This window comes from Rhizobium cauense (genome assembly GCF_019511525.1).
Classification (GTDB): Bacteria; Pseudomonadota; Alphaproteobacteria; order Rhizobiales; family Rhizobiaceae; genus Rhizobium; species Rhizobium cauense.
Genome location: NZ_JAEUAT010000005.1, coordinates 78662 through 92277, shown reverse-complemented (window position 1 = coordinate 92277; position 13616 = coordinate 78662). Strand labels below are relative to the sequence as shown.

The 13616-nt window shown below is 60.6% G+C and carries 8 protein-coding genes; all 8 read left to right on the top strand.

The window, feature by feature from the left end; all coding sequences use genetic code 11:
- Nucleotides 1–7 precede the first annotated feature (7 nt).
- The 8 genes from JNB88_RS11075 (at nucleotide 8) to JNB88_RS11040 (ending at nucleotide 13577) form a co-directional block, all read left to right on the top strand.
- The gene (locus JNB88_RS11075; protein WP_220355517.1) at nucleotides 8–1075 is read left to right on the top strand and encodes an ABC transporter permease; all 1068 of its coding nucleotides are present in this window, start codon (nucleotides 8–10) and stop codon (nucleotides 1073–1075) included.
- Nucleotides 1072–2007 carry an ABC transporter permease gene (locus JNB88_RS11070; RefSeq protein WP_037131667.1) on the top strand — a complete coding sequence of 312 codons (936 nt, stop codon included), beginning with the start codon at nucleotides 1072–1074 and terminating at the stop codon, nucleotides 2005–2007. Before JNB88_RS11075 ends, JNB88_RS11070 begins: the two co-directional genes overlap by 4 nt.
- Nucleotides 2004–2837, top strand: a complete 834-nt coding sequence (locus JNB88_RS11065) for an ABC transporter ATP-binding protein (RefSeq protein WP_220355516.1) — start codon at nucleotides 2004–2006, stop codon at nucleotides 2835–2837. Before JNB88_RS11070 ends, JNB88_RS11065 begins: the two co-directional genes overlap by 4 nt.
- Entirely contained in the window at nucleotides 2834–3583 is a 750-nt protein-coding gene (locus tag JNB88_RS11060) for an ABC transporter ATP-binding protein (RefSeq protein ID WP_220355515.1), read from the top strand. Before JNB88_RS11065 ends, JNB88_RS11060 begins: the two co-directional genes overlap by 4 nt.
- Nucleotides 3584–3745: 162 nt before the next feature.
- Nucleotides 3746–3937 (top strand): hypothetical protein, encoded by a 192-nt coding sequence (locus JNB88_RS11055; protein WP_037131661.1) that lies wholly within the window; start codon nucleotides 3746–3748, stop codon nucleotides 3935–3937.
- A 118-nt stretch (nucleotides 3938–4055) separates the two neighbouring features.
- Nucleotides 4056–4220: a hypothetical protein gene (locus tag JNB88_RS11050; protein WP_220355514.1), complete on the top strand. Its 165-nt coding sequence runs from the start codon at nucleotides 4056–4058 to the stop codon at nucleotides 4218–4220.
- A 315-nt stretch (nucleotides 4221–4535) separates the two neighbouring features.
- Nucleotides 4536–4700: a DUF1328 domain-containing protein gene (locus JNB88_RS11045; RefSeq protein WP_220355513.1), complete on the top strand. Its 165-nt coding sequence runs from the start codon at nucleotides 4536–4538 to the stop codon at nucleotides 4698–4700.
- Between the two features lie 357 nt (nucleotides 4701–5057).
- Entirely contained in the window at nucleotides 5058–13577 is an 8520-nt protein-coding gene (locus tag JNB88_RS11040; protein ID WP_220355512.1) for a glycoside hydrolase family 94 protein, read from the top strand.
- Nucleotides 13578–13616 lie beyond the last annotated feature (39 nt).

Sequence of the window (13616 nt, the reverse complement as noted above, 5' to 3'; positions counted from 1 at the left end):
TCGTCCATTGTCGATCGTTCCTACGACCGCCGAACCAAGGAAGAAGCGCCGCGGCGCTTCTTCTCGCACCTGGATGGTTCTGCGCTTCCTGTTCATCGCCGCGATCACGTTCCTCGGACTGATCGCGGTGACGTTTTTCATCGGGCGCGTCATGCCCATCGATCCGGTTCTGGCGATTGTCGGCGATCGCGCGCCGGCCAGCGTCGTCGAGGCGGCGCGCAAGCAATACGGCTTCGACCTGCCGATCTGGCAGCAGTTCTTCCTCTATACCAAGAAGGTCCTGTCGGGTGATTTCGGCACCTCGGTGCTGTCGACCTATCCGGTCATGGAGGACATCCGTCGCGTCTTTCCGGCAACGCTGGAACTGGCGACGGTCGGTACTCTGATCGGGCTGGCCTTCGGCATTCCGCTCGGCGTGCTCGCCGCCGTCAAGCGCGGCAGCCTCGTCGACCAAGCCGTGCGCGTCATCGGTCTGATCGGCTATTCGATGCCGGTCTTCTGGCTCGGCCTTCTGGGCCTTCTGGTTTTCTACGCCCGGCTCGGCTGGGTGGAGGGACCCGGTCGCATCGGCGTCGCTTATGAGTATACCTTCACGCCGATCACCGGCCTCTTCCTGCTCGACGCCGTGATCCAGGGCGACTGGGGCGCCTTCCGCGACATCTTCGGCCACATCATCCTGCCGGCTAGCCTGCTCGGCTATTTCTCGCTCGCCTATATCAGCCGCATGACGCGCAGCTTCATGCTGAACGAGCTGAGCCAGGAATATATCGTCGCCGCGCGCGCCAAGGGGCTTTCCGAGACCCGCATCATCTGGGGCCACGCACTGCGCAACGCCGCGGTGCCGCTTGTGACCGTGATCGCGCTCTCCTACGCCACACTGCTGGAAGGCTCGGTGCTGACCGAGACCGTCTTCTCCTGGCCGGGGATCGGGCAATACATCACCAATTCTCTGCTGAACGCCGATATGAACGCCGTCCTCGGCGGCACCATCGTCATCGGTTCGGTGTTCATCGCCATCAATCTGCTGTCCGATCTTCTGTACCGGATGCTCGATCCACGGACGCGCGCGCGATGAGCCAGACCAGCCAAACTTCCACGCCCATGACGCGCCGGCAATGGCTGCTGTCGGACCGCCCCCAGTCACGGACGCAGGCGCGCCTCGGCCGCGCCTACATGACCTGGCAGCGGTTCACGGCCAACCACCTGGCCGTGCTCGGCCTGGGCATCATCGTGCTTCTGGTGCTGATGGCGATCTTCGCCGATGTGCTGGCGCCGCATTCGCCGGTAGTGGGCAATCTCGGCGGCGCGCGGCTCTTGCCGCCCGGCAGCCCAGGCTACCTGCTCGGCACGGATGACCAGGGCAGGGATATCCTGTCCCGCCTGATTTACGGCTCGCGGCTGACGCTCGCCGTCGTCGTTCTGGTCGCGGTCATCGCCGCCCCGGTCGGCCTTCTCGTCGGCACCGTGTCCGGCTACGCCGGCGGCTGGACCGACGCGGTGCTGATGCGCGTTACCGACATCTTCCTCGCCTTCCCGAAGCTCGTGCTGGCGCTCGCTTTCGTCGCGGCGCTCGGGCCGGGGATCGAAAACGCCATCATCGCCATCGCCATCACCTCCTGGCCGCCCTATGCCCGCATCGCCCGCGCCGAAACGCTCGCCGTGCGCAATTCGGATTACATCTCCGCGGTCAAGCTGATGGGCGCCTCGCCCTTCCGCATCGTCTTCCGGCATGTCACGCCGATGTGCCTGTCGTCGCTGATCGTGCGGGTGACGCTGGATATGGCCGGTATCATCCTGACGGCCGCCGGCCTTGGCTTCATCGGCCTCGGCGCGCAGCCGCCGCTGCCGGAATGGGGCGCGATGATCGCCGCCGGCCGCCTCTTCATCCTCGATCAGTGGTGGGTTGCCACCATGCCCGGTATTGCCATCCTCGTCGTCAGCCTTGGTTTCAACCTCCTCGGTGACGGCCTGCGCGATGCCCTCGATCCTCGGGAGAGCGGCCAATGAGCACCCTGCTGACGGTCGACGACCTCAAGGTCCGTTTCCCGACGCGCAACGGCGTCGTCGAGGCGGTGCGCGGCGTCTCTTTCACCCTCGGCCGCGAACGGCTGGGCATCGTCGGCGAAAGCGGTTCGGGAAAATCCCAGACCGGCCGGGCGATCATGGGGCTGACGTCGGCCCACGCCGAGATCTCCGCGAAGAGGCTCGATTTCGACGGCATCGATCTCTTGAACGCTCCGCCCAAGCTGCGCCGTGACCTGCGCGGCAACCGGATTGCGATGATCCTTCAGGATCCGAAATACTCGCTCAATCCGGTGATGAGCATCGGCAGCCAGATCGTCGAAACGCTGCGCACGCACGAGAAGGTCGGCAAGGCTGAGGCACGCGATCGCAGTCTTGCGATGCTGGAAGCCGTGCAGATCCGCGATCCCGCCCGTGTCTTCGATCTCTATCCGCATGAAGTCTCAGGCGGCATGGGGCAGAGGGCCATGATCGCCATGATGCTGATCGCAGGGCCGGAGCTCCTGATCGCCGACGAACCGACCTCGGCACTCGACGTAACTGTCCAGCTCGAGGTGCTCGGCATTCTCGACAAGCTGGTTGCGGAAAGGGGCATGGGGCTGATCTTCGTCTCCCACGACCTGCGCCTCGTGTCGTCCTTCTGCGACCGGGTTATCGTCATGTACGCGGGGAGGATCGTCGAGGAAATCGCCGCGTCCGAGCTTGCCAACGCCAAGCATCCCTACACGCGCGGTCTGCTCAACTGCATGCCGTCGATCGGCTCCGACCGGCATCCGCTGCCGGTTCTCGAACGCAAGGCGGAGTGGGCACTATGACCGCGGTCATCTCTATCGAAAACCTGACGGTCGCCTTCGACGATTTTATCGCGCTCGACGGTGTGAGCATCGACGTGGCGACGGGCGAATCCTTCGGCCTCGTCGGCGAATCCGGTTCGGGCAAGTCCACGATGCTGCGGGCGATCGCCGGGCTCGCGCCGATCAGCGATGGCGAAATCCGCGTCGATGGCAAAGCGCTCCACCATCATCGTCGCGACAAAGGCTTTTACCGCGCCGTACAGATGGTCTTCCAGGATCCCTACGGATCCCTGCACCCCCGTCAAACCATTGACCGTCTGCTGCTCGAACCGCTGGCAATCCAGGGCATCAGCGACAGTGACAGGCGGATTGCGCGCGCCCTCGACGAAGTTGGGCTTGGAAACGGCTTCCGCTTCCGCTACCCGCACCAGCTTTCTGGTGGTCAACGTCAACGCGTCGCGATTGCGCGCGCGCTGATCGTCGAGCCGTCTATTTTGCTGCTTGACGAGCCGACCTCAGCGCTTGACGCTTCGGTGCAAGCGGAGGTTCTGAACCTGCTTGAACAGGTGCGGCGAGATCGCAAGCTGACCTTCGTCATGGTCAGCCACGATCTGGGAGTCGTCACCCACATGTGCGACCGCTTGGCCGTAATGAGAAACGGGACCGTCGTCGAACGACTGACCTCTGCCCAGCTTGCGCAGGCGGCGGTGACCGAGGACTACACGCGCAATTTGATGATCGCGAGCAAGGGCTTCGTCAAAGCGTGAACAACGATCCCTTCAAACGAAATTGATTTCGCTGAGGCTCATCGGGCCTCAGCGTTAACGATCAACTAAAACACGACCATTCAACTAGACTATTGACAGCTGCCTTACTTCTGTCATGATCCGGTTAACGCCCGTTAATTTTCGTGATCATGGAGATCAGGCATGTTCTTTCTCGGCGGCATGACCATGGGATATCTGCATCCACCGGCCAAGACCGAGAGAGAAGCTGCAGCCCAGACATCCATCCCTGCGGAAAAGGCCCGGCGCTTCCTCGAGACGCCTGCCACCGTCAAGCCTCGCCGCGATACGACCGGCGACCGCTCGTTGCTTTGGGCATGGCGAATTCTCGTTTAGTTGTTGCAAGGACGTTTTTTTAACGCCCACTGGAACAACGGAATTTTATCTCTACCTATCAGATAGAGAATATAAGAAAATACGCTCAATTAAGAAGCGCGGAGAAGCGGAGGCAACCATGGCAGACTTGGGTATCTCGCATGCTCATGTGAACCAGTACGGTTCCGTTCAGACCAAGAGACCGGCCACGGCGCGCAGCAAGATCCAGCTGGCCGTTCACACGGCGCTCGTCACTGCTGCATTTGTTTTCGTCACAGCGCTCGTCTTCGGCGTCGTAGGATAAACCACACGAACTGTCGCGCACGCAGAGTGCATCAGCGGGAACCATCTGGTGATCCGCCCATTCCCCTGACACATTCATTGCGAAGGAGGATGGCGATGAAAGGCATTTTGCTCTGGTTGATCGGGATTCCGATCCCGCTGATTATTCTGCTTTATCTCTTCCACGTAGTTTAGGCGGAAATTCCACTTTTCGACTACACAAAGGCGCGTCAGTCTTGGCGCGCCTTTTCTGTTGGTATGGCCGTGCCTTGAGAGGCCAATGGAACCAATAAAGCGATACGTCGTTATTTGGTCAGCAAAAACAAAGGAGAGTGCCATGCTCTACTATGCACTTGTGTTTCTCGTTGTCGCGCTGATCGCTGGCGTTCTGGGCTTTGGTGGTATTGCAGGTGCCTCAGCATCTATTGCTCAGGTCCTTTTCTTCCTGTTCCTGATCCTGTTCGTAATCTCTCTGGTGATGCGTCTTTTCCGACGCGCGTGACATAAGAGAAGACTGGAATCCGCAAACCGGCGCTTGCTCAAGCGCCGGTTTCTTTTCGAGAGCTGCGATATTCGCACGCTGCCGAATCCTACCCTTTGAAACTTCTTGACTTGAATTATCGCAATGGTGTCCAACTTTCCCGAATGGGTTCCGCAGGTGGAGGGCGCAACGGAGCCTTGTTCGCGCATAGCCCCCACAGGCCGCGTTTAAACCGTTTCACATCGTCGATTGATTGCCATTTTTGATCTCGCCGCCCGGTGTCACGAAACCTGGCGCTGTTCATGCGGCAGTCATATTTGGCAGTGCAAAAGGCTACGCAAAATCATCATAACTTTGTTTGGATCCAGAACCGAACCCATGAACATTTCCGCCACGTCTCCGAGCCCGTCCCGCGAGTCCGAAACAAAGCAGATCGATCACAACGGTTCGATCCGCTCGACCTATCTTTCAATCGAAGACATAAAGGCGATGGGCGCTTCCGTCGCCACCCGCGGCGTGGAATCCCTGCCGGCCTTTGCGCCCTTCGACTTCTTCGCGCGGCACAAGGAAAACGAGAAGGAGATCTTGCGGGTCTACCGCACTACTGCAACGGACGTGGAGTCGGGCGAGACGATCACGCCGGCGGCCGAATGGCTGCTCGATAACCATTACATCGTCGAGGAAGCAATTCAGGAAGTGCGTCGCGACTTCCCACGTCGCTTCTACCGGGAATTGCCCACGATCGAAGTGAGCGGTGTTCAGGTTCCCCGCACGCTGGCGCTCGCGTGGCTCTATGTCGCCCATACACACAGCACAATTTCGCAGGAAAGCCTGACGGCGCTCGTCGATGGCTTCCAGCAGAGCGAAACGTTGAGGATCGGCGAACTCTGGGCGCTGCCGTCACTCGTGCGCTATGTCCTCGTCGAAAACCTCCGCCGTATTTCCAGCCGTGTCGAGCGCAGCCGCCGCATGCGCCGCCGCGCCAACGAGGCCGCAGACGAGCTTGTGCGGCTGACGGACCCGGCCAAGGCAGCCGAATATCTGAAGTCACTTGAGGCGCTGGCGGAAGACAATACCTTCGCGACACAGTTCCTCTACCGCATGCGCGACGGTTCGCAGGCGTCCAGCGTTGCGATCGCGTGGCTCGACGAACGTCTCGAAGCCCTCGGTCGCGACACCGAAGAGACGACGATGGCGGAGCACAGCCGCCTGTCCTCCGGCAACGTCACGATGGGCAACATCATTCGCAGCCTGCGCGAAATCGACGACACGGAGTGGTCTGTCTGGGTCGAACAGGTCAGCCATGTCGACAAGTTGCTATGGGATCAGTCCGACTACGGCGATCTCGATTCCGGTTCCCGCAACAAATACCGCAAACAGATCGAAAAGCTCGCGAAGCGCTCGCCACTGTCGGAAATGGAGATCGCCCAGCTGGCACTCGACATGACCGAGGACGCAAAAGCCTCAGGTGAAGTGGAACCGCATGAACCGAACGTTGGCGGCTTTCTGACGGGTGCCCAGAGGCCCAAGCTCGAAGCGCGGTCTAACTATCGCCCGACGTTGACGCAGCACTTTGTCAGGACCGTTCGTCGGTTCAACTGGATGTCGATCGCCGTCCCGGTGATCCTTCTAACCGTCATCGCCATGGCGATCGTCGGCAAGTTCATGGCAAATGCGGGCATGGGGCCGCTTGAGATCGCGATCCTCCTGATCATGTTCTCTCTTCCGGCCTCCGAGGGAGCGACCGGTCTCTTCAATACTGTCCTGTCCTTCTTCGTGACGCCGGCGCGACTGATCGGCTACGAGTTCAAGGAAGGCATACCCGAAGAAGCTCGTACGCTCCTGGTCGTGCCGTGCCTTATCTCCAATCGTGACAGCGTCGATGAACTCGTCCGCAATCTGGAAGTTCACTACCTCGCCAACCCGCGCGGCGAAATCTACTTCGCGCTGCTCAGCGACTGGCCGGACAGCCAGGTTGAGGAAACGTCCGCTGACCTTGAAGTGCTGGACTATGCTCGCCGCGAGGTCGCAAACCTCTCGGCCCGCTATGCCTTCGATGGCAAGACACGCTTCTACCTCCTGCATCGCCGTCGCCTCTATAATCCGTCGGAAGGCGCCTGGATGGGTTGGGAACGCAAGCGCGGAAAGCTGCACGAATTGAACCTGCTGCTTCGTGGCGACCGCGACACGACCTATCTTCCGGGCGCAAATATCGTTCCGGCAAATGTTCAGTACGTGATGACGCTCGATGCCGACACGCGCTTGATGCGAGACACGGTCACCAAACTTGCTGGAAAGCTCTACCATCCCATCAACCGTCCGGTGGTCAATCCGGTCAGCGGTCGCGTCGAGAGCGGCTATGGCGTGCTGCAACCGCGTGTTACCCCCTCATTGACAACGGGCGAGGATGCATCGGTCTTCCAGCGCGTCTTCTCGATCAATCGCGGCCTCGACCCCTACGTTTTTACCGTCTCCGACGTCTATCAGGACCTGGCTGGTGAAGGCACCTTCACCGGCAAGGGCCTGTACCACGTCGACGCCTTTGAGGCGTCGCTCAAAGGGCGTATCGATGAGAACTCGGTACTCAGCCACGACCTGCTCGAGGGTTCGATGGCGCGCTGCGCGCTCGTCACCGACCTGGAACTCGTCGAAGATTTCCCGACCCGCTACGAGGTCGAGACCTCGCGCCAGCATCGTTGGGCGCGCGGCGACTGGCAGTTGCTGCCGTACATGTTCAACCCCAAGCACGGTGTAACCGGGCTCGGGCGCTGGAAGATGTTCGACAACCTGCGTCGATCACTGACCCCGATTGCCTGGTTCTTCGCATCGGTACTTGGCTGGTATTTCATGTCCCCGCTTGGCGCACTTGTCTGGCAGATCCTCCTGATTTTCTGCCTGTTCGTTGCTCCGACGCTTTCCCTCATCAACGGCATCATCCCACGCACCAGCGATATCGTCGCCCGCGCCCATCTCTATACGGTCTGGTCTGATATTCGCGCCGCCAACGCGCAGGTCGCTCTCCGTATTATCTTCATCGCCGATTCCGCGTGCATGATGGCCGACGCCATTGGTCGCTCGCTCTATCGTCTGTTTTTCAGCCACAAGCTGATGCTGCAGTGGCGAACGGCAGCAAGCGTCCAGGCCGGCAAGCAGGGAACCGTCCTCTCTTATTACAAGGCGATGTGGCACGCGCCAGTGCTCGCGCTGCTCGCCCTCGCCTTTGCAGCGCTTTCCGGTGACAACGCTTACCTTGTCGGCGTTCCCTTCGCGTTCCTCTGGATCCTCTCGCCGATGGTCGCCTATTACGTCAGTCAGTCGGCCGAGACGGAAGACCGACTCGAGGTTGCCGATTCCGTTTCCAGCGAACTGCGCAAGATTGCCCGCCGCACATGGCGCTACTTCGAAACGTTCACGACGGCCGAGCAAAACTATCTGCCCCCGGACAACGTCCAGGAGACGCCACATGTGATCGTGGCGACACGCACGTCCCCGACCAATATCGGCGTCTATCTGCTCTCCGTCGTATCCGGCCGGCACTTCGGATGGTTCTCTTTCGAGGAGACCATCGATCGGCTCGAACAGACGATCGCGACCATCGAAAAGATGGAGAAATTCCGCGGTCACCTCTTCAACTGGTACCACACGGACACTCTGGAGACGCTCGGACCGCGCTATGTTTCAGCGGTCGACAGCGGTAACCTCGCTGGCCACCTCATCGCGATCTCGTCGGCCTGCCGCAACTGGGCGGAAGCGCCTTCCGCTCACATGCAGGGCAACCTCGATGGTGTCGGCGACACCGCAGGCATCCTCGCGGAAGTGCTGTCCGAACTGCCAGACGATCGAAAGACGGTCCGCCCGCTGCGCCGCCGTCTGGAGGAGCGCATCATCGGCTTCCAGAACGCGCTGGCGGCGGTCAAACGCGAGCACGAGTTCGCATCGATCCGCATTATCAACCTCGCCGTTCTTGCGCGCGACATTCAAAAGCTCGCTGCCAACCTCGATCACGAGGTGAAGTCCGCCTTGAGCGTCGAAGTCACACGCTGGGCGGAATCTCTGGTCAAGGTCTGCGAAGCACACATTTCCGATAGCACCTTCGATCTGTCAAACATCGACGCGCTGCGCCCTCGCCTGATTGCCCTGCGCGACAAGGCCCGCGACCTCGCATTCTCGATGGACTTTGGCTTCCTGTTCCGGCCGGAGCGGCGCTTGCTGTCGATCGGGTATCGTGTGGAAAGCGGAGAACTCGACCAGGCCTGCTACGACCTGCTGGCGTCGGAATGCCGTCTCACCAGCCTGTTCGGCATAGCCAAGGGCGATCTGCCGACGGAGCATTGGTATCGCCTCGGCCGCCAGGTCGTTCCGGTTGGCTCGCGTGGTGCGCTTGTTTCCTGGTCCGGCTCCATGTTCGAATACCTGATGCCGCCGCTCGTGATGCAGGAACGCGGCGGAGGCATCCTTAACCAGACCAACAACCTGGTTGTCGTCGAGCAGATGAACCATGCCCGCAAGCTGGGGATCCCGTGGGGCATTTCGGAAGCGGCGTTCAATGCGCGCGACCATAACCTCAACTACCAGTATACGAACTTCGGCGTCCCGTCGCTCGGCCTGAAGCGTGGCCTCGGTCACAACGCGGTTATCGCGCCTTATGCTTCTATCCTTGCCAGCCAGTACAACCCCGACGCAGCGCTCGAGAACCTCCAGCGCCTGCGCAAGCTCGGCGCACTCGGCAAGTTCGGCTACCACGACGCCGTTGACTTCACGCCGACGCGCGTTCCGGAAGGCAAGACTTGCGCTGTGGTACACAACTACTATGCTCACCATCATGGCATGTCGATCGCCGCGGTCGCGAACGTCGCCTTCAATGGTCACCTGCGCGAACTCTTCCACTCCGATCCAGTGATCGAAGCTGCCGAGCTCCTTCTGCAAGAGAAGGCACCGCGGGATATTCCGGTCATGAGCGGCAAACACGAATCCGACACCCCGGCCAGCATTCAGGACGATCTGTTGCGCCCTGAGCTGCGCAAAATCTATGATCCAGCCTCGCGCGACCGCGAGCTCGTCTTCCTGTCGAACGGTCACTATTCGATGATGCTGACGGCAACCGGCGCCGGCTATTCGCGGTGGAATGGCCAGTCGGTTTCGCGCTGGAAGGCGGATCCCACGGAAGATCGGTGGGGGACCTTTATCTTCCTGCGTGATACGGCAACCAACGAATGGTGGTCGGCGACCGCGGAGCCGAAGAGCGTCGAAGGCGAGCAGGTCAAGGTTCTGTTCGCAGACGAGAAGGCTGAATTTACGAAGATCGTCGGCGACATCACCAGCGAGGTCGAATGCATCGTCGCGACCGAACACGATGCCGAGGCCCGGCGTCTCACGCTCGTCAACACGGGAACCGAGGATCGCTTTATCGAAGTGACCTCCTATCTCGAGCCGGTGCTTGCGACCGATGACGTCGACAATGCTCATCCGGCATTCGCCCGGATGTTCGTTAAGACCGAGATCGGCAAGCGCGGCGATGTCATCCGCGCCGAACGCAACAAGCGCGATCCGAACGAGCCGAACATGGCCGTTGCCCACCTGATCGTCGACAACGCCGGCTCGTCACGCCAAACCGAGTTCGAAACCGATCGCCGCAAGTTCCTCGGCCGTGGACGCAGCCTCGCGGATGCTGCCGCGTTCGATCCAGGTGCGACCCTTTCCGGCACTGACGGCTTCACCCTCGATCCGGTTCTCTCGCTTCGTCGTACGGTCCGCGTACCGCCTGGCAAGAAGGTCAGTGTCATCTTCTGGACCATTGCCGCCCCGAGCCGCCACGAAGTGGATCAAGCGGTTGATCGCTATCGCCATGCTGACGCTTTCAATCACGAACTGGTGCAGGCCTGGACGCGCACGCAGGTGCAGATGCGCCATGTCGGCGTAACGTCCCAGCAGGCCGCCGCCTTCCAGCATCTTGGTCGCCATCTGGTTTATCCGGACATGTACCTGCGCGCTGATGCGGCCGCTGTCGCAGCCGGGATGCAGTCGCAATCATCGCTCTGGCCGCTGGCGATCTCGGGTGACTTCCCGATATTCACGCTGCGCGTCAACGACGACATGGATCTCGATATCGTCAGGGAAGCCTTGCTGGCGCAGGAATACCTGCGGTCGCGTGGTGTCACTGCAGACCTGGTTATCATGAACGAGCGTGCGTCGTCCTATGCGCAGGACATGCAGCACGCCGTCGACCAGATGGCCGAAAACGTTCGCCGGATGGGCCAGGCCGACGGCTTGCGGCAGCACATCTTCACGGTCCGCAAGGATCTGATGGAAGAATCGACCTATCACGCCCTCATCTCGGCGTCGCGCGTCACCTTCCACGCCAAGAACGGCAAGATCCTCGATCAGATCAACCGCGCCGTTGCGCTCTTTGCACCGAGCAAGGAAGAGCAACAGGAGCTCGAGCGCGCCGACCGGGTGAAGACGCCTGTCAAGCGCATCACTCCGGCAACTGCCGCACGGCCATCCAAGGTGGTGATTGAGGAAGAAGGAGATCTCAACTTCTGGAATGGCATCGGCGGCTTTGCCGGCGACGGTCGCGAGTATGTCGTGCGCCTTGCCGGAGGCCATGCAACGCCTCACCCGTGGATCAATGTGATCTCGAATGAGAAATTCGGCTTCCATGTGTCTGCGGAAGGATCTGGTTTCACGTGGAGTGCGAACTCACGCGACTATCAGTTGACCTCTTGGTCGAATGACGCTGTCATTAACCGACCTGGCGAAGCGATGTACGTCGTGGATCGCGATAGCGGCGCGGTGTTGACGCCCTTTGCGAGCCTCTCGGAACGGCAGGATATACGCTTCGAAGCGCGACATGGGCTGGGTTACTCCGTGTTCTCCAGCATCCAGAACGAGCTCGCGCTTGAGGTCACACAAACTGTCGATCGCGAGAGACCGGTCAAACTGCAAAGAATCCGGCTACGCAATGCCGGCTCCAAGCCGCGGAAGCTTCGCCTCTACGGCTACGTCGAGTGGATCTTGGGGAATAATTCACAGAAGACCGCGCCGTTCATCCTGTCGGAACACGATGAAGAGACCGGCGCACTCTTCGCGAGCAACAACTACAGCATCGACTATTCCGGTCGCGTCGCATTCTTTGTCGCCAGCGAGAAGCCATCGAGCTTTACCACGAGCCGCCGGGAGTTCATTGGCAAGGCGGGAACGATCCGGACACCGAACGCCCTGATCTCGGCCGCCAGCCTCTCTGGCACGACCGAGCTCGATGGTGACCCGGCGGCGGTGATAGCGATCGATATCGATATCGCCCCCGACGAGGAACGGGATATCTGCTTCTTCCTCGGCGACACACAGACCAAGGCGGAGGCGAGAGCGCTCATACGCGATATAGGGAAAGTCGCGTTCGAGGACGTGGTCCAAGCGAACCGCGCATTCTGGCAGGGCTTTACTGGAAAGCTGCAGATTTCAACGCCCGATCAGGGCATGAACAATCTGGTCAACACCTGGCTGCCCTATCAGAGCCTGGGTTGCCGGATCATGGCCCGCACGGCCTTCTATCAGGCGAGCGGTGCCTTTGGTTTCCGCGACCAGTTGCAGGACACTTTGGCATTCGTCGTGCATGAGCCGTCGATCGCCCGCAAGCAGATCCTGAACGCGGCCTCGCGGCAGTTCCGCGAGGGTGACGTGCAGCACTGGTGGTTGCCAGGGACCGGGGCGGGCGTTCGAACGCTCATTTCGGACGACGTGGTTTGGCTTGCCTACGCGATCCATCACTACTGCAGCGTCACGGGCGACAAGAGTGTTCTCGACGAACAGCTGGCCTTCCTGGAAGGGCCAGCGCTCCTCGAGGGGCAACACGACTCCTTCTACTTGCCTGAAGTCTCCGAAGACAAGGCAAGCGTCTATGAGCATGCGGCTCTCGCCCTCGATCTTGCCATCGCCCGCAAGGGAAGCAACGGCCTGCCGCTGTTCCTCGGCGGTGACTGGAACGACGGGATGAACCGCGTCGGCATTGGCGGGCAGGGCACCAGCGTATGGCTTGGCTGGTTCCTGGCGGGCGCTCTGCGGTCGTTTGCAGCCTACGCGGAAGAGCGGGGTGACAAAGCCCGCATCGAACGCTGGAGCAAGCACCTGACTGAACTCAAGAGCGCGCTTGAGACCGCCGCTTGGGATGGCAGCTACTATAGGCGAGGCACCTTCGACGACGGCAGTCTGCTCGGCTCGAAAGAAAGTCTCGAATGCCAGATCGATTCGATCGCACAGTCCTGGAGCGTACTCTCCGGAGAAGGCAATCCGGCTCATCAGGCAAAGGCCATGAATGCGGTACTCGACAAGCTGGTCGATCCGGAAGCGCGGATTATCCGCCTCTTCACGCCACCCTTTGCTAACTCGGCTAAGGATCCGGGTTACATCAAGGCCTACCCGCCGGGCGTTCGCGAAAATGGCGGCCAGTACACTCATGCCGCAACCTGGGTCGTCATGGCACTCGCCGAGCTTGGCCGTGGCGATGATGCCTTGCGCTGCTTCGAACTGCTTAATCCGATCAGCCACGCACGCGATCCCGCCTCGGCAGAACACTATCGGGTCGAGCCATACGTCATCGCTGCCGACGTCTATGGCGAAGGCGCGCTTAGCGGGCGTGGCGGATGGACCTGGTACACGGGTTCCGCTGGCTGGCTCTATCGTGCGGTGATCGAGGGCATCCTGGGTATCAGGGTGAAAAATGGCCACTTGCATGTGCGTCCGGCGCTGCCGAGCACGTGGGATGGCTTCTCGGTCGAGATCGAGCATTCAGGTGCTAAATACCTCATTTCGGTCTCAAAATCGTCCCATCCAAGAGGCTACGGTGTGAGCATAAACGGACGTGAGATCACCGATCCCGACGAGGGATATCCGGTCGGATAGCAGCATCTTTCCTAGCTAATCATCCGGCGATTCGTTGCG